Below are 18823 nucleotides of genomic sequence, written 5' to 3'. Positions count from 1 at the left end.
TATATTTATGCGATCTTCCAATTTCTTCCTGCGGCTGCACCCTTTGCTCGTGCAAGCCTTCACTGCTTTGTTGATTTTCGTCACTGCTGCCCAGGCGCAGGCCACGGAGCCAATTTTCAAGACCGTGAAAGTCACCGACCGGGTCTATGCGCTGGTGGGGGCATTGACCCAACGCGCCAAAGAAAACCTGGGCAACAACATGACCAGCGGTTTTATCATTGCCGATGACGGTGTGGTGGTGGTCGATTCGGGTGGTTCTGCCGAAGGCGCCAAAGTGATCGTCGAGGCCATCCGGGCGGTGACCGACAAACCTGTGCGCTGGGTCATCAACTCAGGCGGGCAAGACCACCGCTGGTTTGGCAATGATTATTTTCAGCGCGTGGTCGGCGCCCGGGTCATTGCCTCCGAGCCTGGGGTGCTGGACATGAAGGCACGCGGGCTGCAGCAGTTTGAAAATGCCCAAAAAAACCTGGTCGAGCGCTTTGACGGTACGGTGCTGGCCTATCCAGACATCACCTTCAGCAAGCGCCACACACTGGCGGTCAAAGGCGTTGACATTGAGTTGATTGAGTCTGGCGGTGCACACACCAAAGCCGACGTATTTGTCTGGCTGCCCAAAGAAAAACTTGTGTTCTCTGGCGACATCGTTTTTGCCGACCGCTTGCTTGGTGTCATGCCTGGTATGGGGCTGAAATGGATTTCGGCACTGACTTATCTGCGCGATGAACTGCATCCGGTCACGGTCATTCCTGGTCACGGCCAAGTCTCAAGTCTGGACAAGGCACTCAAAGACAGCCTGGGTTACTTGACCCTGCTGCGTGATGGCGCAACTCAGGCCTTCAAAAATGGTGCCTTCGACCCGGTAGAGGCCTCACAGGCCATCGACCAAAGCCCGTATGCCTACCTGGTGAACTACACCGACACCCAGTTTCGCAGCAACAACGCCATTCGAATGGCCGAAGAGGTGTTTAAAAGCACGCCTTGATTGCTGCAGATTTAAGAGCTGCTGACGCTTTATTCATGGGTCTGAAGGACTATTTTTTATATATTGATGAAAGCTTGCGTCTTTTTGGTTTTTCATCCGTCTCCACCGCGTCCCTGTATGGGACGTATAGCACATCATCACTAGGAGATTTCTCATGACTGTTAACCGCGCTGTTAGTATTTTTGCTGGCTTCATGATCATGGCCAGCCTGGCCGCTGCCCACTTCACCGGGCAGATCAACCTGAGCCAGATGAGTTGGTTGTGGCTGACCGCTTTTGTCGGTGCCAACCTGTTCCAGATGGGCTTCACCGGCTTTTGCCCGGCAGCTTCTGTCATGCGCATGCTGGGTTTGAAAGACAAAAACGGCGCAGCCTGCTGCTCGTAATGACTGTGGCGCCCAAAGATGCGGGAACGCCCAGCGCGTTCTCGCAGCAGTTTCATGGCAACTTCGTCGGTATGCTGGATTGGTCGCAGCTTGACGACTTGTGGCTCAAGGTGCGCTCCCAGCCGCTGGGCTGGTACGCCAGCCAGGTCGGAGAAGCTGCAGCGCAAGTGTCGATGACTGCCGCTGTGCTACACAATTTCATTGATGAAATAGATGCCCTTTTGCGGCATGAGCATCAATACAACTACTGTGGCATCGTCTATGCCGACAGCCGCGCGCAGCCAACCTTCATCAAGATTTTCGATCCGCACCACCTTGGTTCATTCTGCAGCCATGGCGGTGCCATCATCCAGCCACGCTGGGTGTTGTCACGCGTGCAACCCGAGCCATTCGAAGAAGATGCACCCCTGCCTGGCTCCCGCCAGAGTTGGTGGCGGCGCGTGTTTGCCAGCCACTGAACCCGTTGCCAGACGCCAACCATGCCCACGAAAACGACCCGTAAGCTTATCCAAGCCGTGCCACTGGTCTTGCCAGAGGCACTTTCTGCTCTTGCCATCACCATGACCGTGGCGCGTGGCGAATGCCTTTTTCGTGGTGGTGAAAAAGTCCAGTGAGGCTGGAATGGGCCTGCGAACTCAGCCTGGAACCGTCCACGCTGTACCGCGCCCTGACGCAGCTCGAGACCGTCGGCAAGATTGAGCGCGACAAACGTCGTGTGCGCCTCACCGGCGACAGTGGCATGTGCTGCGATCAGGTGCTCTAGCTGTTCGACCCCTGTTTTCTCCAGCCAGGTATCCGCCGTGTCTTTTGCATCTTTTTGATGGCTTCAACGCCTTCTGTTTGCGTTGCCAAGCACTTCGTGCTTGTTTGCATTTTTGAAATCTGAACTATTTTTTGGGTAGACCATGTCTGATATTCCGTCAAAGTCCATACGCTTTTCCAATAGCAAATCAAGCCCGTGGTGGCATCCATCATTTGCATTCATGGCAGGGGTCACAGCGCTTGCAGCGACGTTGTTGGGTGGCTGGATTTACGTGGCAAGCACGTCGCAGACGGTCAATGCCAAGGGCGTGGCAGAACCATCACAGACACTTGATGCGGTGCAGCGCGTGCTCAGTGCCGGAAAACCCACCATCATTGAGTTTGGAGCCAATAACTGCGTGAGCTGCCGCGAGATGAAACCCATTTTGCATGCGCTCTTGCAAGACACCCGCATTGCTGTGGCTGACGTGGACATCCTGAAAGAGCGCAGCTACATCAGCAAATACCAGATTCGCCTGATGCCCACGCAAGTGTTTTACAACGCCAGGGGTGAAGAGATCGGGCGGCATATGGGCAAGATCAGCGCTCAAGACATTCTGGCGCAGCTGGGGCTGGCCCCATCCAACGCCACAACGGGCGCAGCGCTCCCCAAGGCGTTGCTGTGAACGGCTTGGAAGGCTTGGCGGCCGCCCTGCTGGGTGGCGTGCTGACATCGGCATCACCCTGCGTGCTGGCCGCCGTGCCGGTGGCGGTGGGTTTTGTCGGCGGCCAGACCAACAACCCACGCCTTGCTTGGGGTCTGTCACTGGCCTTTGTGGCGGGCATGAACCTGGCGCTCTTGGTGATGGGTTTGCTGGCAGCGCGATTGGGTTTGATGATGGGCACCCTGCCAGGCCCCTGGCTGGTGGTGGTGGGCGCCGGGGTGATGGTGCTGGCGATTTGGTTATGGCGGGCAGGCAACTCATGCAGTATCAGCCTGCCCAGCGCTTGGCAACTTCGTTTGGCGCGCTCCGGGCTATGGGGTGCGGCGGTGCTGGGCGCCTTGATTGGCACGGTGATGAGCCCGTGCGCCACACCGGCACTGGGTGCGGCACTGGCCATTGCAGGCTCGGGTGCAGCGCTGGGCGCATCAATGGCGTGGGGTGCAGCGCTGCTGTTGGCTTACGGCTTGGGGCACAGCGTATTGCTGCTGCTGGCTGGCGCCATGCCCTCAGCGGCCAGTGCGCTGATTGCCCGCTTTTCTCGCTGGGACGCCTGGCTGCCGGGCCGGCGCACCTTTGCCGCAGTCATGCTGCTGGCCGGTGCTTGGTGGGTGACGCAGGGCTTAGGGGTTGGGCTTGGATGAAAACATTTTGCTGACGGCTTCGCACCTGAAAGCGTCAAGCAAGTCCCAACAGCCCATTCACTTTTGGGCGGCAACAGCGCTCAAGGCATCAAACACCGGCTCGGCATCGCCAATGATCTTGGTTGCCATGGCCAGGCGCACGATGTGTACCGTCTCGATTACTTTATTGGCCGCAATGCCTTGCTGGGCAATTTTGTTGGCCATGGCCTTGACACATGCCGGGCTGGTACCGGCCAGCGCCGCTGCCAGATAAATCAGGGTACGAGTTTCTTCGTCAAGCGCAGGGTTTTCTGCGGGCATGGCAAAGCCCTTGGAGCGCACATGCTCTTGGATCAGCGCCGGATCAACGGGTACTGATTTTTCAATCGCAGCGGGCACTTGACCCATGCCTTTGCGCATCATGTCGAGAATTTCATTGGCAGTCATGGTAATTGGCTCCTGTATAAAACGAGGTTGACGAAAGTGTCATCAGTGAAGACGGCCAGCCCATGAGAAAGATGCATGCGTATCAAACCTGATTTTTTACAGTGCGATCAGTCTTTGCTGACACTGATGCCCACCGTGCGGGCTGCATCTTTCGGCACCGCGTTGCGTCTCCGTGAATATGAGTACACCGGAAACATCCTTTTGCACCACCCAGGTTCGCGCCCAATCCGTTCAAGGCGCTGTGTTGGTCGATGTGCGCGAGCCAGCTGACGTAGCGGCTCTGGCTTTTGACGCGCCTGAAGTCATCAACCTGCCTTTGAACCAGTTGGCGCAGCACTGGCAGGAGCTACCCAAAGACCGTGAACTGGTGACCGTCTGCTTCAATGGCGACAAAAGCCAGCAAGCTGCTGAGTTTTTGCTAGCGCAGGGCTTGAACAATGTGCATCCCATGCGCGGCGGCATGTTGCTCTGGATGCAAAAGGGCTACCCTGTGCTTGGCAGACGCTTCACAACCCTTGATAAATCGCAGCACTTATGACAATCAACCCCACCAAAATGCGCTTTCATGTTGGGTCCCGGCGCATTGATGCCCACGCCAGCATCTCGCTGTGCAAACAAGCCCAAATTTCACTGGACACCGAGGAGTCAGACTAGCGCCTGAGCTTGCTGCATGAAAACGTCAAAAAATACGGCACGGTGTTCAACACTGTGGCTCCGGGGACCGCTTTAAGTGGCGTCTTGCGCCGGCGCTGAGTGGGCACGTTCAGCAAAATCGAGCAATCTGAGGAGCAAAGACATGTGTGTTGCGGCCAGGCTTGGCTTGTCAGACCTTGACTTGGCCAACCCAGTCACCTTGCAAAATCATTGCATCCCTGATTTCTGAGCTTGCCTCACCGCCTTGGCAAAGCTGGCCGGATGCAGCTCTGCGCCAGCGTTGCAAGCTTGAGATTTCGTCGTTACTTGAACGTTTTTCAATATTTTGTTTTGTTAATTCAATAATAGTTGTATGATTGAAAAATGGACAAACAACTCGCCACAGGCATTTTTGAATCCCTCGCTTCGGGCGTGCGGTTGGACATTTACCGCCTGCTCGTCAAAGCCGGCCCACTTGGGCTGGTGGCTGGAGAAATTGGCACTGCCCTCGCAGTGCCCCCAACCAACCTGTCATTTCACCTGAAAGCGCTGACCCACACCCAACTGGTGTCGGTGGCGCAAGAGGGACGTTATCAAAGGTATCGCGCCAACTTGCCGCTGATGCAGGAACTCATTGCCTATTTGACAGCCGAGTGCTGCGCTGGGCGCCCCGAACAGTGCGCCGAAATTGACTCTGCCCCTTTTTGCGCCAGCATCGTCTAAGACCATGCTGATGCGAACCAGCCGTTCCCAAATTGCCAATTGCCCAAGTTCACCCAATCTCACGGCTCGCTCAAAGCCGAGCTGCAACGAATGGGTGACTTGTTGCCCGCTTGAATCTGTTTTTTTATAACCGAAGGAGATGATCTTGAAAAAATTACAAATCTTTGATCCTGCTCTGTGCTGCAGCAGTGGCGTTTGCGGTACCAACGTTGACCAGGCCTTGGTCACGTTTTCGGCCGATGTGGATTGGGCCAAACAAAACGGATTGGCCGTTGAGCGTTTCAACCTGGCGCAGCAGCCCATGGCTTTTGCGGACAATGCCATCGTCAAAGCGCTGCTGCAACAAGGTGGGGAAGCAACGCTGCCGGCACTGGTGGCTGACGGCAAACTGTTGTTGTCGGGACGTTACCCCCAGCGCGCCGAACTGGCCCAATGGATGGGGCGGACGCTGCCGGTCGCGCTGTTCACGCCGCAAGTGGCCGAGCTGGTGGCCATTGGCGCAGCCATTGCCAGCAACTGTGAACCGTGTTTCAAACACCACTTTGATGCCGCATACAAACTGGGCGTGAGCACTGAAGACATGCTGCAAGCCGTCAACCTGGCACAGCAGGTTAAAGACAGCGCAGCCCGGGCAGTGCACGAGCTGGCACTGCGCATGCTTGAGCCTGGCGCCGCTGTAGCGGCTGCGGCTGGCTGCTGTGGCCAGAACACAGCCAAGACTGCCACATCATGCTGCAATTCTTGAGCCATCCACCGCGCTTCCTGTTCTTCACCGGCAAGGGGGGCGTTGGCAAAACGTCTATCGCCTGCGCCACAGCGATTAAGTTGGCAACGCAGAGCCAGCGGGTACTGCTGGTCAGCACTGACCCAGCCTCCAACGTCGGCCAGGTGTTTGGCATCGCCATTGGCAACCAGATCACCCCAGTAGCCGACGTGCCCAACTTGAGCGCGCTAGAAATTGACCCGCAAGCCGCCGCTGCAGCCTACCGCGACCGCATCGTGGGCCCGGTGCGCGGCCTGCTGCCGGATGCCGTGGTCAAGGGCATCGAAGAGCAGCTCTCGGGCGCGTGCACCACCGAAATTGCAGCGTTTGACGAGTTCACCGCGCTGCTGACCGACAGCACACTCACCGCAGACTTCGACCACATCGTGTTCGACACCGCACCCACGGGCCACACCATTCGGATGCTGCAGTTACCCGGTGCCTGGAGCGGCTTTCTGGAAGCAGGCAAGGGTGATGCCTCGTGCTTGGGGCCGCTGGCCGGGCTGGACAAGCAGCGCAGCCAGTACCAGGCGGCTGTAGCCGCTTTGTCTGATGCACAAAAAACACGTCTAGCCCTTGTTACACGCGCACAAATAGCTACATTAAACGAAGCATCCAGAACACACGCCGAGCTGGCTGCAATAGGTCTGACACGCCAGCACCTGATCATCAACGGCATTTTGAATGCCGCCGACGCCCAGGGCGACCCACTGGCGCTGGCCATTGTGGAGCGCGAGCAGGCAGCGTTGGCCGCCATGCCACCCGTCTTGCGCGCGCTGCCCACAGATCAAATCGCGCTCAAGCCCTATAACCTGGTGGGGCTTGATGCCTTGCGCGGCTTGTTTGGCAATCGCCCAGAAGCGCCCGCGCCGACCGCTGCACCCATGCTGTCAAGCGCTGCTACAGCACCAGCAGCCTCGGCACACCCAGGGCTGGCAACGCTGGTCGATGCCATCGCCACCCAAGGCCATGGCCTCATCATGTTGATGGGCAAGGGCGGCGTGGGCAAAACCACATTGGCCGCTGCCGTGGCGCTAGAGCTGGCGCGCCGCGGCCACGCGGTGCACCTGAGCACATCCGACCCGGCCGCGCACCTGAGCGAAACGCTGGCCACTGAGGCCGACCTGCCTAATCTGCATATCAGCCGCATCGACCCAGCTACCGTTACCGAAGCCTATCGTGCCCAGGTGCTGGCCACCAAGGGGGCCGGGCTCGATGCTGCCGGGCGCGCCGTGCTCGAAGAAGACCTGCGCTCACCCTGCACCGAAGAAATCGCGGTGTTCCAGGCCTTCTCGCGCGTGATATGCGAGGCGGGCAAAAAGTTTGTCGTGATGGACACGGCACCCACCGGTCACACCCTGCTGCTACTGGACGCCACCGGTGCCTACCACCGCGATATCGTGCGCCAGATGGGCAGTTCCAGCACGCACTTCACGACACCGATGATGCAGCTGCAAGACCCCAAGCAAACCAAGGTGCTGATCGTCACGCTGGCTGAGACCACGCCGGTGCTCGAAGCCGCCAACCTGCAGGCCGACTTGCGCCGCGCCGGCATCGAGCCCTGGGCTTGGGTCATCAACAACAGCGTGGCCGCCGCACACCCCAGCGCCCCGCTGCTTCAGGCACGCGCGCGCAACGAGCTGTGCGAGATCGATGCCGTGGCCACGCGCCATGCACAGCGCTATGCGCTGGTGCCGCTCTTGAAAGATGAGCCCGTAGGTGCCACCCGACTGTCACAAATGGCTGCTAACTTGTCTTGATTTTTTAACCCCCTCAAGGAGAACCACCATGTCTGGAAAAGTACTCAATGTCCTGTTTTTATGCACCCACAACTCGGCTCGCAGCATTTTGGCCGAGGCGATCCTGAACCACATCGGTCGCGGTCGCTTCAAGGCCTTTTCCGCTGGCAGTCACCCCCATGAGAACCAGCAGCCCAACCCACTGGGCTTGCAGGTGTTGCGGCAAGCTGGCATAGCCACCGAAGGCCTGAGCAGTAAGAGCTGGGACGTGTTTGGCCAGCCGGATGCCCCGCACATGGATCTGGTGATTACCGTGTGCGACAACGCCGCCGGTGAAGTCTGCCCGTACTGGCCCGGCCAGCCCGCGACCGCGCACTGGGGTTACCCCGATCCGTCAGCAGGCGACGGAACCCAAGCCCAAAAACTCGAAGCCTTTACGCAAACCTTGCACGCGCTCAAGCGCCGCCTGGATATCTTGATCAGCTTGCCGCAGTCAAAATTGGAAAAAACCATGCTGCAAAACACAGCACGCGCTTTGAGCAAGGAGTAAGCCCATGAGCGCCCAATGTGAAGTTACCGCCAAGCGCGCCGCTGGTGCGCCCATGAGCGTGTTTGAGCGCTATCTGACGGTGTGGGTGGGCTTGTGCATCGTCGTTGGCATCTTGCTGGGGCAGTTGCTGCCCGGGGTGTTCCAGGCCATCGGCCGCATGGAAGTGGCGCAGGTCAACCTGCCGGTGGGTATGCTGATCTGGGTGATGATCATTCCGATGCTGGTCAAGGTGGACTTTGGCGCTCTGCACGAGGTGCGCCAGCACGTCAAAGGCATCGGCGTGACGCTGTTTGTCAACTGGCTGGTCAAGCCGTTTTCCATGGCTTTTTTGGCCTGGCTGTTTATCCGCAACCTGTTTGCGCCGCTGTTGCCGCCGGATCAGATTGACAGCTACATCGCCGGACTCATCTTGCTGGCCGCCGCGCCGTGCACCGCCATGGTGTTTGTCTGGAGCCGCCTGACCGGTGGCGACCCATTGTTCACCCTGAGCCAGGTGGCTTTGAACGACAGCATCATGGTGCTGGCGTTTGCGCCGCTGGTGGCATTTTTGCTAGGGCTATCGAGCATCACCGTGCCTTGGGACACGCTGCTGATTTCGGTCGGGCTGTACATCATCATCCCGGTGGCCATTGCGCAGATGTGGCGCAAGTCGCTGCTAGCCAAGGGGCAAGCGGCGTTTGATGCGGCGATGGAGCGCATCGGCCCTTGGTCGATTACCGCGCTGCTGGCCACGCTGGTGCTGCTGTTTGCGTTTCAGGGCGAGGCGATTCTGAAACAGCCGCTGATCATTGGCCTGCTGGCGGTACCAATTTTGATTCAGGTGGTGTTCAATGCCAGCTTGGCGTATTTGCTTAACCGCGCGGTGGGCGAAAAACACTCGATAGCTTGTCCGTCGGCCTTGATTGGTGCCAGCAACTTCTTCGAGCTGGCGGTGGCTGCGGCCATCAGCCTGTTTGGCTTCAACTCAGGCGCGGCGCTGGCCACTGTGGTGGGGGTGTTGATTGAAGTGCCGGTGATGCTGCTGGTGGTCAACATCGTTAACCGCAGCAAGGGGTGGTACGAGCGGACGTGACCCTGTCGTGTAGATTCAAACCGTCATCAGAAAGCGCAGCGGTATGGCGAGCCAGCTGTCGAATGAACTTGTATAAACATAGCTACCAGTCCTTATTTAATAAGGGCTAGAAGGCATTTTTGTTCATCATCGCCAAGCCCTGCGTCCTTTGGCCAAATTTCACGTCTCCGGACTGTGAACCTCAATATTTATCTGTGCATCATCTGAAACCTACAGACGTACAAGCGCAAGCCGTTTCGCCCCATTTTTGAAAGACGCTTCATGAGCGACGACCACGATCACAACCACACCCCGGTCCACACACATGACCACGGCCACAGCCACGGCGGGCACGCGCACAGCCATGCACCCGCCAACTTCAACCGTGCCTTTGCGGTGGGCATTGCGCTCAACACCGGTTTTGTCGCCATCGAGGCTTTTTATGGCTGGCAGATCAATTCATTGGCGCTGCTGGCCGATGCCGGCCACAACCTGAGCGACGTGGCCGGGCTGGTGCTGGCCTGGGCGGGTTCGCTGGCAGTGGGCCTGAAACCCGACGCGCGCCACACCTATGGCTTCAAGCGCGCTACCATTCTGGCGGCGTTTGCCAATGCGCTGCTGTTGCTGCTGGCCATGGGCGGCCTGACCTGGGAAGCTGTTGGCCGCCTGAGCGCACCGCAGGCCGCGTTGCAGGCGCAGGGCGGCATCATCATGGCGGTGGCAGGCATTGGCATTGTTGTCAACGCGGTGACTGCCTGGCTGTTCATGCGCGGGGGCGATGACCTCAACATTCGAGGTGCGTTTTTGCACATGGCCGCAGACGCGCTGGTGTCGGCCGGTGTGGTGGTGGCTGGTGGCCTGACGCTGTGGCTGGGTTGGGTCTGGCTGGACCCGGTGGTTAGCCTCATCATTGCGGCGGTGATTTTGTGGAGCACCTGGAGCCTGTTCACGCAAAGCCTGCACCTGCTGTTTGACGGCGTGCCCGCCAGTGTGGACGTGCAGCAGGTGCGCGCCCTGTTGCTGGGTTTGCCCGGCGTGGCCGATGTGCACGACCTGCATGTGTGGGCCATGGGCACCAGCCACATTGCGTTGACCGCGCACCTGGTCACGCAAGCCAGCGACACGGGTGCGCTGCTGCGCAGCGCCGAAGAAGAATTGCACGAGCATTTTGAGATTCGCCACGTCACACTGCAGCTCGAAACCCCGGCTTACGCTGCCGTGTGCGGTTTGCGCCCGGGGTTGGGTTGCCAATCGTCATAAAAATTGCGTCTTTTTGACAGGTCATTCGTCTTCACAGGCATGAACACTACAACCATCCCCCTCAAATCCTGGCCACAGCGCCAGCCCCTGGTTTTTTTGGCGCTGGCCGCAGCCGTTTGGCTGGGTCTTTACCAGATGTTGATTCCCGCCTCTGAAGGCTTGGTCGCAGCGCTTCCGGTAGACCGCGCCAGCCACCTGGGTGGTGCGCTGCAATTTTTCTTTTACGACACGCCCAAGGTGTTGCTGCTGCTGACTGGCATTGTGTTTGTGATGGGCATCATCCACACCTTTGTCTCGCCCGAGCGCACCCGCGCCATGCTGGCTGGCAAGCCGCTGGGCGTGGGCAATGGCATGGCGGCCAGCTTGGGCATCGTGACACCGTTTTGCTCGTGCTCGGCGGTGCCGCTGTTCATCGGTTTCTTGCAGGCGGGTGTGCCACTGGGTGTGACGTTTTCGTTTTTGATCTCCGCACCCATGGTCAATGAGGTGGCGCTGGCGCTGCTGTTTGGCATGTTTGGCTGGAAGGTGGCGGCGTTGTATTTGGGCCTGGGCTTGAGTGTGGCCATCGTCTCCGGGGTGGTGATTGGCAAGTTAGGCATGGAGCGCTACCTGGAAGACTGGGTGCGCGAGATGCAAAACAGCCAGACGGCTGAAGCCGTGGAAGTGGCTCACATGCCGTGGGGCGATCGCATTCAGAACGGCTTTGCCCATGTGCGTGAGATTGTGGGCAAGGTCTGGCCGTACATCCTGGCTGGCATTGCGCTGGGCGCGGCCATTCATGGTTTTGTACCCGAAGACTTTATGGCCAGCATCATGGGGCACGACGCGCCTTGGTGGTCAGTGCCTGCGGCGGTGCTGCTGGGTGTACCGATGTACACCAACGCGGCCGGCATCATCCCGATTGTGGAAGCGCTGATCGGTAAGGGGGCGGCGCTGGGTACGGTGCTGGCGTTCATGATGAGCGTGATTGCGCTTTCTGCCCCAGAGATGATCATTCTGCGCAAGGTGCTCAAACCGCAGCTGATTGCTACCTTTGCCGGGGTGGTCGCTGTCGGCATTTTGCTGGTGGGCTACATCTTTAACGCGGTGCTGTAAAACGCATCCCCATATTTATCACCAACTTCAAGGAACCACATGGACATCAAAGTTCTAGGCACAGGTTGTGCCAACTGCAAAACCACCATCGCGCTGATCGACCAGGTGGCGCAAGCCAAGGGTGTGGCGGTCAAACTTGAAAAAGTTGAAGACCTGCGCGCCATCATGGGCTACGGCGTGATGAGCACGCCTGGTGTGGTCGTCAACGGCAAAGTGGTGCACACCGGCGGCATCCCCAGTCGTGACAAAATCGAAGGCTGGTTGGCTGGCGCCTGATACCGATTCAACGCTGAGGAAATTGCAAGATGCAACCGCAAAAAAAATTCCACTTGGTCTTCTCGTTTGTCATGGGCGCGATGATGATTTTTCTGATGACGATGGTCATCACGCTGGTCAATGTGGGCCCCGGCCCCGACTTTTTGGCACGCTGGATGAAAGCCTTTGCCGTTGCCTACGTGGTGGGCGTGCCGGTGATCTTTTTCATGGCACCGATTGCGCGCAAGCTCACCGGGAAGATACTGGGTGTCAACCCGGGCTAACAAGACCCACACTGAACAATGGCGTGCAAACCCTCATGCCTCCAGTTCTTCGGTAGTCGCCTCGGCGGGTGAGCAAGTGGCACCGCCACAGCCCTGAATGGCTTGTGCCGGCAAGGCTTGCGGCATGCTGACTTGGCCGGTGCTGGGGTCGTAGCCCAGGCCGCGCAGGTGCAGTGCCAGCGCGGCGTCCATGGCCTGGGCATGCATGGGAAACCAGGTGCCCAGCTCGGCGGCCATTTGGCGCACCACTGTCAGTTCACCTGCGCTGCCCCGGGTGTCGCCTTCGCGCATCACCTGCAGCACCACTTTGTGCTGGGTGGTGTGGCAGTTGGTGCTGGAAAAACCGGTGTCTTTCATCCAGCGGTCTTCTTGGCCAAAGTGCGCGTCGGTGTGCTCTATCAAGCTGCGCCAGCGCGGCAGCAGGTCGGCATCAGCGGCGTTGACCACGTTGGCCAACAGGTCAACAAATTCGTGATGTGTGTCATCCATCTGGGTCAACCCCAGAGCCAGCGTGTCAGACCATTGGAGCGTGGGCATGCAGTCTTCCTTTCAAATTTTGAAGCGCGAAGCATAGCCAGACACAGCTGCTGTGGCTTTGATACACGTCATGAATGTGCGAGGTGGCAGGGTCTGCCAAGCAGCGCACCATTTGTTTGACGCAAGTCAAAACTGGGTTGTGGCACGGGTTCAAGATACGCCCCGTTGCAAAGCCATGGGTATTTGACTCACGGACTGCTGCAATCCAAGAGGAGACTCCATGTTCCAAGTTCGTATCCACGGCCGTGGTGGCCAGGGCGTTGTCACTGGTGCCGAGATGATGTCCATCGCGGCTTTCATGGGCGGCCGCCACGCCCAGGCTTTTCCCAGTTTTGGCTCCGAGCGCACCGGCGCGCCGGTGGTGGCGTTTTGCCGCATGGACGACAAAGAGATTCGTCTGCGCGAGCCCATCATGCAGCCCGATGCCATCATCATCCAAGACCCGACGCTGTTGCACCAGGTGGACGTGTTTGGTGGTCTTAAGAAAGACGGTTATATCCTGATCAACACCACCAAGACTTTTGCCGAGATGGGTCTGGGAGACTTTGTCAAAGACTTCAAAGCTGATCATCTGTTGACGGTGCCCGCCACCGAGCTGGCCATGAAGCACGTGGGCCGACCGGTGCCGAACGTGCCGCTGCTGGGTGCATTTGCCGCCTTGGGTGGGCTGATTTCTCTGGATGCCGTGCTGCACGCCATTGGCGAAAAGTTTTCTGGTGCGGTCGCCAAAGGCAACCAAGCCGCCGCCCGCGAAGCCTATGAAATTGTGATGCAACAAGAGAACCAAGCGAAGGAGCCCCACCATGCTTGAACAATGCGAAGGCTCGCACGCCGTAGCCCGTGCCGTGGCGCTGAGCCGCCCCGAAGTGATTTGCGCCTACCCCATTTCCCCGCAAACCCACATCGTGGAGGGCTTGGGCGAGATGGTGAAGTCGGGCGAGTTGAAGCCGTGCGAATTCATCAATGTTGAGTCTGAATTTGCCGCTTTGAGCGTAGCCATTGGGTCATCAGCCGCGGGTGCGCGCTCATACACCGCCACCGCCAGCCAGGGCCTGCTGTTCATGGCTGAAGCGGTCTATAACGCGTCTGGCCTGGGCTTGCCGATTGTGATGACGGTGGCCAACCGTGCTATTGGTGCGCCCATCAACATCTGGAACGACCACACCGACAGCATGAGCATGCGCGACGCCGGTTGGCTGCAACTGTTTGCCGAAACCAACCAGGAAGCACTTGACCTGCACATTCAGGCCTTCAAAATAGCCGAAGAGTTGTCGCTGCCGGTGATGGTGTGCATGGACGGCTTCATCCTGACGCACGCCTACGAGCGCGTCGACATGCCCAGCCAGGAGCAGGTGGACAAATTCTTGCCGCCCTACGAGCCGCGCCAGGTGCTTGACCCCAACGACCCGGTCACCATTGGTGCCATGGTCGGCCCCGAGGCGTTCACCGAAGTGCGTTATCTGGCCCACGCCAAGCAGATGCAAGCGCTTGATCTGATTCCGCAGATTGCTACAGAATTCAAAGCGCAATTCGGCCGTGATTCAGGCGGATTGATCAAGACCTACCTGACCGAAGACGCCGACACCATCGTCATTGCGCTGGGTTCCGTGTTGGGCACCATCAAGGACACGGTCGATGGGCTGCGTTCTGAGGGGCACAAAGTGGGCGTGCTGGGCATTACTTCGTACCGGCCGTTCCCGATTTCTGCCATTCGCGATGCCACGGTGCGTGCCGAACGCATTGTGGTGATTGAAAAGTGCTTTGCCGTGGGCATTGGCGGCATTGTGTCGCGCGACGTGCGCAGCGCCGTGCGCAACCGCCCACAACCGGTGTACACCGTGGTGGCGGGCTTGGGCGGGCGCGCCATCACCCAGGATGCTGTGCATAAATTGTTGCTGCAGTCCTTTACCGACAAGCTTGACCTGCTCACATTTTTGGATTTGGACTGGGACATTGTCAACCGTGTGCTGGAGCGCGAAAAAATCAAACGTCGCTCTGGCCCAGTGGCTGAAGGGGTGTTGCGCGACATTGGCACGGTGGCTGCTGGGTCAGTCTGAGGAGATAAAAAATGGAACAAGCAACTGTCAAGTTTTACCAGACCGGCACCTTCACCGTAGGCAACCGCCTGCTGGCGCCGGAGCAGCGCAGCGTGCAGGCCGGGCCGCAGCGGCGCAATTCACTCAACTCGGGTCACCGTGCGTGCCAGGGCTGTGGCGAGGCACTGGGTGCACGCTACGCCATTGATGCCGCCATGGCCGCCACCAACGGCCAGTTGATCGCCGCCAACGCCACCGGTTGTCTGGAGGTGTTTTCCACGCCGTACCCTGAAACTTCGTGGCAAATGCCCTGGGTGCACTCGCTGTTTGGCAACGCCGCCGCAGTGGCCACCGGCATTGCCGCGGCCATGAAAGCCAAAGGCCGCAGCGAGGTGCGCGTGGTCGCACAAGGCGGCGACGGTGGCACCACCGACATCGGCTTTGGCTGCCTCAGCGGCATGTTTGAGCGCAACGACGATGTGCTCTACATCTGCTACGACAACGAGGCTTACATGAACACCGGCGTGCAGCGCTCCAGCGCCACGCCACCGGCGGCGCGCACCGCCACCACCATGCCTGTGGGCGAGCACCCAGGCAATGACTTTGGCCAAGGCAAAAACGTACCGCTGATCGCCATGGCGCACGAGATTCCTTACGTGGCCACGGCCACGGTGGCCGATTTGCGTGACCTGGAGCGCAAGGTCACCAAGGCCATGTCGATTCACGGCGCGCGCTACATCCACATTTTTGTGCCATGCCCGCTGGGCTGGGGAGCGGCCTCGCAAGACACCATCAAGCTGTCCAGGCTGGCAGTTGAAAGCGGCATGTTTCCGGTGTTTGAAGCCGAGGCGGGTGAAGTGACGGGGGTGCGCAAAATTCGCCACCAGATACCGATTGAAGATTACCTGCGACCCCAAAAGCGCTTTGCCCACCTGTTTGGCAAACACCCGGACGTGGCCACCATTGCACGCCTGCAAGCGCGCGCTGACCGCAATATCCGCCGCTTTGGCCTGCTCGATTAATCAGTTGAGGAAAGATCATGGAAAAACCTTTTGCCATCACGCTCGACGTTGGCACCTCGCTGGCTAACCACACCGGTTCCTGGCGCACCAACCGGCCGGTGTACTTGAGCCGCAAGCCGCCCTGTAACCACCAGTGTCCAGCGGGTGAAAACATCCAGGCCTGGTTGTTTTTGGCTGAATCTGGCAACTACGAAGGCGCTTGGCGCAAACTGGTCGAAGAAAACCCGTTTCCCGCCATCATGGGGCGCGCCTGCTACCACACCTGCGAAGGCGCGTGCAACCGGGGGCAACTGGATTCGGCGGTGGGCATCAATTCAGTGGAGCACTTTTTGGGTGACCAAGCCATTGCCCAGGGCTGGAAGTTTGTGCCACCCACCAACCAAAGCGGTAAAAAAGTGCTGGTGGTGGGTGCTGGGCCATCGGGTTTGTCCGCCGCCTACCACTTGGCCATGCTGGGTCACAGCGTCACCATTGTTGAGGCCGGCCCCTTGCCCGGCGGCATGATGCGCTTTGGCATTCCGCAATACCGCTTGCCGCGCAACGTGATCGACGCCGAGGTGCAGCGGATTGTCGAGCTGGGCGTGCAGATCAAGTACAACACCAAGGTCAGCAACGTGCTCGAAACCAAGCAGCAGGGCGGGTTTGATGCCGTGTTTCTGGCCGTGGGCGCGCACATTGCCAAGCGCGCCTACATTCCGGCGGGTGACTCGGCGCACGTGCTTGACGCGGTGTCGGTGTTGCGCTCCATGGAAGGCGCGGACAAACCGCTGCTGGGTCGCAAAGTGGTGGTGTACGGTGGCGGCAACACGGCCATTGACGTGGCGCGCACGGCCAAAAGGCTGGGTGCCACAGAGGCCATCATTGTTTACCGGCGCAACCGCGAAAAAATGCCCGCGCACGACTTTGAGCTCGAAGAAGCGCTGCAAGAGGGCGTGCTGGTCAAGTGGCTGTCAACCATCAAACAAGCGGGCGAATCGTCCATCACGGTCGAGAAAATGGCGTTGGACGACCAGGGCTTTCCGCAACCCACGGGCGAGTTTGAAACGCTGGAAGCCGACTCGGTGGTGCTGGCGCTGGGGCAAGACGTGGACTTGTCGCTGATTGAGGGTGTGCCAGGTTTGGTGGTGCAAGACGGCGTGGTGCAGGTCAACACGCAGATGATGACAGGCCACGCCGGCATTTTTGCCGGTGGCGACATGGTGCCTGCCGAGCGCAACATCACGGTCGGTATTGGCCACGGCAAGAAGGCTGCGCGCAACATCGATGCCTGGCTGCATGGCACGGTCTATACGCCGCCACCCCAGAGTGAAGTGGCCGGGTTCGAGAAGCTCAACACCTGGTATTACAGCGACGCACCCAAAACCGTGCGCCCGGTGCTCGACATCATCCGTCGCCAGAGCACGTTTGAAGAAGTGCAGGGCGGGCTGGACGAGACCAATGCCTTGTTTGAAGCGCGCCGCTGCCTGTCGTGTGGCAACTGTTTTGAGTGCGACAACTGCTACGGCGTGTGCCCGGACAACGCGGTCATCAAGCTCGGTCCCGGCAAGGGGTTTGAGTTCAATTACGACTACTGCAAGGGCTGTGGCATTTGCGTCTCGGAATGCCCGTGCGGTGCCATCAAAATGGTGCCAGAAGATATTTAACACCCGGCATCAAACCGCAGCCGCAGGCGCTAAAGTTGGGGTATGAATGCCTTTATCTCTATGCCCCCGGTGGTGGAACCTGCAGCCTGTACCTCTACCTTGCAGCAGCAAGGCTTTGCTGTGTTGGACGCTGCCAGTGTGCAGACCTTGACTGGCTGCACCGCGCAAGACTTGCAAAATTTAAGTCAAAGTTGGGCAGACCTGCCGCCTGACCGCTATTTGAAAGATGGAGGTCATTACCGCCGCCGCCGCCATGCCAGTTACGTACTGGCGCAAGGGAAGTTGCAAGCTGTGCCACACCGTGCGCACTGGCAGCCGCTTGAATACAACGCGCTGCATGGCGGCATGCAGCGCTGGTTTGAGCCGGTGCTGCAAGCCGTGGCGGCGCAACCCGTTTGGCAGCAATTGCTGGTGTGGGCGGGGGCGGTGTGTTCGGCGCTCAAAGGGCAGCAGCCTTGGTTTGTAGAAGCGCACCAGTTTCGCATTGACACCACCGACGGCATTGGCCGCCCCACGCCAGAGGGCGCGCACCGCGACGGTGTGGATCTGGTGGCCGTGTTCATGGTCAACCGCCAAGGCATCAAAGGCGGCGAAACCCGGGTGTTTGCTGCGGATGGCGCCCACGGGCAGCGCTTTACCTTGCTTGAGCGGTGGTCTGTGCTGCTGCTTGACGATGCCCGCGTCATTCACGAGTCCACGCCCATCCAGCCCTTGTTGTCCACGCATACCGACCTGCAAACCTGCTTTCGGGACACCTTGGTGATCACGCTCAGAGCGGGCGGGTTCCAAGATGATGGGGCATGAAAGTGCTGAATTTTTGACACAGCCATGTGAGCTTGGCTCACAATTTGAATCATTCACAACTTTGATCAGGAGAAAACCATGTTTGAACATATTTTGGTTCCCGTAGACGGTTCAGCCACCGCCCAGTTGGCGGTCGACAAGGCCATTGGTCTGGCCAAAGCCTTTGCCAGCCGTGTGACCGTGATTTACGTGATTGACCCCTATCCCTTCACCGGCGTGGGCACTGACTTTGCCTATGGGCAGGCCGAGTACCTGAGTGCCGCCATGGCCGAGGCCAACCACGCCATTCACCAGGCCAAAGAAGCCTTTTTGGTAGCCGGTGTGGTGGCAGACTCGTCCATCATCGAAGCCCACACCGCCTGGCGCGGCATTGTGGAGGCGGGGGTGTCATTGCAAACCGATTTGATTGTGATGGGCTCGCATGGCCGCAATGCACTTGAAAAACTGGTGTTGGGCAGTGTGGCGCAAGCCGTGCTGTCGCACACCAAGCTGCCCGTGCTGGTGGTGCGCGACCATTGAGTCGGC

25 protein-coding genes and 1 pseudogene are annotated in these 18823 nt (G+C 59.1%); 24 read left to right on the top strand and 2 right to left on the bottom strand.

Features of this window, described 5'->3' with window-relative positions; all coding sequences use genetic code 11:
• Positions 1-49: 49 nt before the first annotated feature.
• From PHT20_RS00185 to PHT20_RS00155, 7 genes are all read left to right on the top strand, one after another.
• A complete protein-coding gene (locus PHT20_RS00185; protein WP_301018910.1) occupies positions 50-985 on the top strand; it encodes an MBL fold metallo-hydrolase in 936 nt (311 codons plus the stop codon).
• Positions 986-1139: 154 nt separating this feature from the next.
• Positions 1140-1370, top strand: a complete 231-nt coding sequence (locus tag PHT20_RS00180; protein WP_301018909.1) for a DUF2892 domain-containing protein — start codon at positions 1140-1142, stop codon at positions 1368-1370.
• Positions 1370-1828 carry a hypothetical protein gene (locus PHT20_RS00175; protein ID WP_301018908.1) on the top strand — a complete coding sequence of 153 codons (459 nt, stop codon included), beginning with the start codon at positions 1370-1372 and terminating at the stop codon, positions 1826-1828. Before PHT20_RS00180 ends, PHT20_RS00175 begins: the two co-directional genes overlap by 1 nt.
• A gap of 21 nt (positions 1829-1849) precedes the next feature.
• Positions 1850-1984 carry a hypothetical protein gene (locus tag PHT20_RS00170; RefSeq protein ID WP_301018907.1) on the top strand — a complete coding sequence of 45 codons (135 nt, stop codon included), beginning with the start codon at positions 1850-1852 and terminating at the stop codon, positions 1982-1984.
• A complete protein-coding gene (locus PHT20_RS00165) occupies positions 1981-2133 on the top strand; it encodes a hypothetical protein (RefSeq protein WP_301018906.1) in 153 nt (50 codons plus the stop codon). Before PHT20_RS00170 ends, PHT20_RS00165 begins: the two co-directional genes overlap by 4 nt.
• 220 nt (positions 2134-2353) lie before the next feature.
• On the top strand, positions 2354-2797 hold the full coding sequence (locus tag PHT20_RS00160) for a thioredoxin family protein (protein WP_301018905.1): 444 nt from the start codon (positions 2354-2356) through the stop codon (positions 2795-2797).
• Positions 2794-3477, top strand: coding sequence for a cytochrome c biogenesis protein CcdA (locus PHT20_RS00155; protein WP_301018904.1), 684 nt, complete (start codon positions 2794-2796; stop codon positions 3475-3477). The genes PHT20_RS00160 and PHT20_RS00155 overlap by 4 nt, the downstream gene beginning before the upstream one ends.
• 57 nt (positions 3478-3534) lie before the next feature.
• Here PHT20_RS00155 and PHT20_RS00150 read toward each other — a convergent pair whose 3' ends face one another.
• Positions 3535-3903, bottom strand: a complete 369-nt coding sequence (locus PHT20_RS00150) for a carboxymuconolactone decarboxylase family protein (RefSeq protein WP_301018903.1) — start codon at positions 3901-3903, stop codon at positions 3535-3537.
• Between the two features lie 178 nt (positions 3904-4081).
• Between PHT20_RS00150 and PHT20_RS00145 the strand changes: the two genes are divergently transcribed.
• From PHT20_RS00145 to PHT20_RS00100, 11 genes and pseudogenes are all read left to right on the top strand, one after another.
• Positions 4082-4441, top strand: a complete 360-nt coding sequence (locus tag PHT20_RS00145) for a rhodanese-like domain-containing protein (RefSeq protein WP_301018902.1) — start codon at positions 4082-4084, stop codon at positions 4439-4441.
• Between the two features lie 479 nt (positions 4442-4920).
• A complete protein-coding gene (locus tag PHT20_RS00140) occupies positions 4921-5259 on the top strand; it encodes a helix-turn-helix transcriptional regulator (RefSeq protein ID WP_301018901.1) in 339 nt (112 codons plus the stop codon).
• A gap of 145 nt (positions 5260-5404) precedes the next feature.
• Positions 5405-5701, top strand: a pseudogene (arsD, locus tag PHT20_RS16690) (arsenite efflux transporter metallochaperone ArsD); the annotation flags it as partial.
• Complete coding sequence (locus tag PHT20_RS16685; protein ID WP_366520862.1) at positions 5696-6004, top strand: carboxymuconolactone decarboxylase family protein; 309 nt, start codon at positions 5696-5698, stop codon at positions 6002-6004. The pseudogene arsD and the gene PHT20_RS16685, both read left to right, overlap by 6 nt.
• Positions 5989-7782 carry an arsenical pump-driving ATPase gene (arsA, locus tag PHT20_RS00130; RefSeq protein WP_301018899.1) on the top strand — a complete coding sequence of 598 codons (1794 nt, stop codon included), beginning with the start codon at positions 5989-5991 and terminating at the stop codon, positions 7780-7782. Before PHT20_RS16685 ends, arsA begins: the two co-directional genes overlap by 16 nt.
• Positions 7783-7810: 28 nt before the next feature.
• The gene (locus PHT20_RS00125) at positions 7811-8311 is read left to right on the top strand and encodes an arsenate reductase ArsC (protein ID WP_301018898.1); all 501 of its coding nucleotides are present in this window, start codon (positions 7811-7813) and stop codon (positions 8309-8311) included.
• Between the two features lie 4 nt (positions 8312-8315).
• A complete protein-coding gene (arsB, locus tag PHT20_RS00120; protein WP_301018897.1) occupies positions 8316-9383 on the top strand; it encodes an ACR3 family arsenite efflux transporter in 1068 nt (355 codons plus the stop codon).
• Positions 9384-9644: 261 nt separating this feature from the next.
• Positions 9645-10622: a cation diffusion facilitator family transporter gene (locus tag PHT20_RS00115; protein ID WP_301018896.1), complete on the top strand. Its 978-nt coding sequence runs from the start codon at positions 9645-9647 to the stop codon at positions 10620-10622.
• Between the two features lie 39 nt (positions 10623-10661).
• Complete coding sequence (locus PHT20_RS00110; RefSeq protein WP_301018895.1) at positions 10662-11717, top strand: permease; 1056 nt, start codon at positions 10662-10664, stop codon at positions 11715-11717.
• A 39-nt stretch (positions 11718-11756) separates the two neighbouring features.
• A complete protein-coding gene (locus PHT20_RS00105; RefSeq protein ID WP_301018894.1) occupies positions 11757-11993 on the top strand; it encodes a thioredoxin family protein in 237 nt (78 codons plus the stop codon).
• Between the two features lie 29 nt (positions 11994-12022).
• Positions 12023-12256, top strand: a complete 234-nt coding sequence (locus tag PHT20_RS00100) for a DUF2798 domain-containing protein (protein ID WP_301018893.1) — start codon at positions 12023-12025, stop codon at positions 12254-12256.
• 33 nt (positions 12257-12289) lie between these two features.
• Here the strand turns inward: PHT20_RS00100 and PHT20_RS00095 are convergent, their stop codons facing one another.
• On the bottom strand, positions 12290-12793 hold the full coding sequence (locus tag PHT20_RS00095; RefSeq protein ID WP_301018892.1) for a hemerythrin domain-containing protein: 504 nt from the start codon (positions 12791-12793) through the stop codon (positions 12290-12292).
• Between the two features lie 220 nt (positions 12794-13013).
• Here PHT20_RS00095 and PHT20_RS00090 point away from each other — a divergent pair, with 220 nt between their 5' ends.
• From PHT20_RS00090 to PHT20_RS00065, 6 genes are all read left to right on the top strand, one after another.
• Positions 13014-13604, top strand: a complete 591-nt coding sequence (locus PHT20_RS00090) for a 2-oxoacid:acceptor oxidoreductase family protein (RefSeq protein WP_301018891.1) — start codon at positions 13014-13016, stop codon at positions 13602-13604.
• Entirely contained in the window at positions 13597-14850 is a 1254-nt protein-coding gene (locus PHT20_RS00085; RefSeq protein ID WP_301018890.1) for a transketolase C-terminal domain-containing protein, read from the top strand. Before PHT20_RS00090 ends, PHT20_RS00085 begins: the two co-directional genes overlap by 8 nt.
• 11 nt (positions 14851-14861) lie before the next feature.
• The gene (locus tag PHT20_RS00080; protein WP_301018889.1) at positions 14862-15851 is read left to right on the top strand and encodes a thiamine pyrophosphate-dependent enzyme; all 990 of its coding nucleotides are present in this window, start codon (positions 14862-14864) and stop codon (positions 15849-15851) included.
• Positions 15852-15868: 17 nt separating this feature from the next.
• Positions 15869-17494 (top strand): NAD(P)-binding protein, encoded by a 1626-nt coding sequence (locus PHT20_RS00075; RefSeq protein ID WP_301018888.1) that lies wholly within the window; start codon positions 15869-15871, stop codon positions 17492-17494.
• Between the two features lie 42 nt (positions 17495-17536).
• Positions 17537-18298, top strand: a complete 762-nt coding sequence (locus PHT20_RS00070; protein WP_301018887.1) for a 2OG-Fe dioxygenase family protein — start codon at positions 17537-17539, stop codon at positions 18296-18298.
• A 78-nt stretch (positions 18299-18376) separates the two neighbouring features.
• A complete protein-coding gene (locus PHT20_RS00065; protein WP_301018886.1) occupies positions 18377-18817 on the top strand; it encodes a universal stress protein in 441 nt (146 codons plus the stop codon).
• Positions 18818-18823 lie beyond the last annotated feature (6 nt).

The sequence above is a fragment of the Rhodoferax sp. genome, assembly GCF_028715765.1.
Taxonomy (GTDB): Bacteria; Pseudomonadota; Gammaproteobacteria; order Burkholderiales; family Burkholderiaceae_C; genus Rhodoferax.
Note: the sequence above shows the minus strand (reverse complement) of the source record. Positions and strands in the feature narration are given on the sequence as shown.

What these genes read in the sequence shown, in the direction of transcription:
- PHT20_RS00180 (WP_301018909.1), top strand. Translation starts at nt 1,140, where the DNA reads ATGACTGTTAACCGCGCTGTTAGTATTTTTGCTGGCTTCATGATCATG.
- PHT20_RS00175 (WP_301018908.1), top strand. Translation starts at nt 1,370, where the DNA reads ATGACTGTGGCGCCCAAAGATGCGGGAACGCCCAGCGCGTTCTCGCAG.
- PHT20_RS00170 (WP_301018907.1), top strand. Translation starts at nt 1,850, where the DNA reads ATGCCCACGAAAACGACCCGTAAGCTTATCCAAGCCGTGCCACTGGTC.
- PHT20_RS00160 (WP_301018905.1), top strand. Translation starts at nt 2,354, where the DNA reads ATGGCAGGGGTCACAGCGCTTGCAGCGACGTTGTTGGGTGGCTGGATT.
- PHT20_RS00150 (WP_301018903.1), bottom strand. Translation starts at nt 3,903, where the DNA reads ATGACTGCCAATGAAATTCTCGACATGATGCGCAAAGGCATGGGTCAA.
- PHT20_RS00145 (WP_301018902.1), top strand. Translation starts at nt 4,082, where the DNA reads ATGAGTACACCGGAAACATCCTTTTGCACCACCCAGGTTCGCGCCCAA.
- PHT20_RS00140 (WP_301018901.1), top strand. Translation starts at nt 4,921, where the DNA reads ATGGACAAACAACTCGCCACAGGCATTTTTGAATCCCTCGCTTCGGGC.
- PHT20_RS16685 (WP_366520862.1), top strand. Translation starts at nt 5,696, where the DNA reads ATGGGGCGGACGCTGCCGGTCGCGCTGTTCACGCCGCAAGTGGCCGAG.
- arsA (WP_301018899.1), top strand. Translation starts at nt 5,989, where the DNA reads ATGCTGCAATTCTTGAGCCATCCACCGCGCTTCCTGTTCTTCACCGGC.
- PHT20_RS00125 (WP_301018898.1), top strand. Translation starts at nt 7,811, where the DNA reads ATGTCTGGAAAAGTACTCAATGTCCTGTTTTTATGCACCCACAACTCG.
- arsB (WP_301018897.1), top strand. Translation starts at nt 8,316, where the DNA reads ATGAGCGCCCAATGTGAAGTTACCGCCAAGCGCGCCGCTGGTGCGCCC.
- PHT20_RS00115 (WP_301018896.1), top strand. Translation starts at nt 9,645, where the DNA reads ATGAGCGACGACCACGATCACAACCACACCCCGGTCCACACACATGAC.
- PHT20_RS00110 (WP_301018895.1), top strand. Translation starts at nt 10,662, where the DNA reads ATGAACACTACAACCATCCCCCTCAAATCCTGGCCACAGCGCCAGCCC.
- PHT20_RS00105 (WP_301018894.1), top strand. Translation starts at nt 11,757, where the DNA reads ATGGACATCAAAGTTCTAGGCACAGGTTGTGCCAACTGCAAAACCACC.
- PHT20_RS00100 (WP_301018893.1), top strand. Translation starts at nt 12,023, where the DNA reads ATGCAACCGCAAAAAAAATTCCACTTGGTCTTCTCGTTTGTCATGGGC.
- PHT20_RS00095 (WP_301018892.1), bottom strand. Translation starts at nt 12,793, where the DNA reads ATGCCCACGCTCCAATGGTCTGACACGCTGGCTCTGGGGTTGACCCAG.
- PHT20_RS00090 (WP_301018891.1), top strand. Translation starts at nt 13,014, where the DNA reads ATGTTCCAAGTTCGTATCCACGGCCGTGGTGGCCAGGGCGTTGTCACT.
- PHT20_RS00085 (WP_301018890.1), top strand. Translation starts at nt 13,597, where the DNA reads ATGCTTGAACAATGCGAAGGCTCGCACGCCGTAGCCCGTGCCGTGGCG.
- PHT20_RS00080 (WP_301018889.1), top strand. Translation starts at nt 14,862, where the DNA reads ATGGAACAAGCAACTGTCAAGTTTTACCAGACCGGCACCTTCACCGTA.
- PHT20_RS00075 (WP_301018888.1), top strand. Translation starts at nt 15,869, where the DNA reads ATGGAAAAACCTTTTGCCATCACGCTCGACGTTGGCACCTCGCTGGCT.
- PHT20_RS00070 (WP_301018887.1), top strand. Translation starts at nt 17,537, where the DNA reads ATGAATGCCTTTATCTCTATGCCCCCGGTGGTGGAACCTGCAGCCTGT.
- PHT20_RS00065 (WP_301018886.1), top strand. Translation starts at nt 18,377, where the DNA reads ATGTTTGAACATATTTTGGTTCCCGTAGACGGTTCAGCCACCGCCCAG.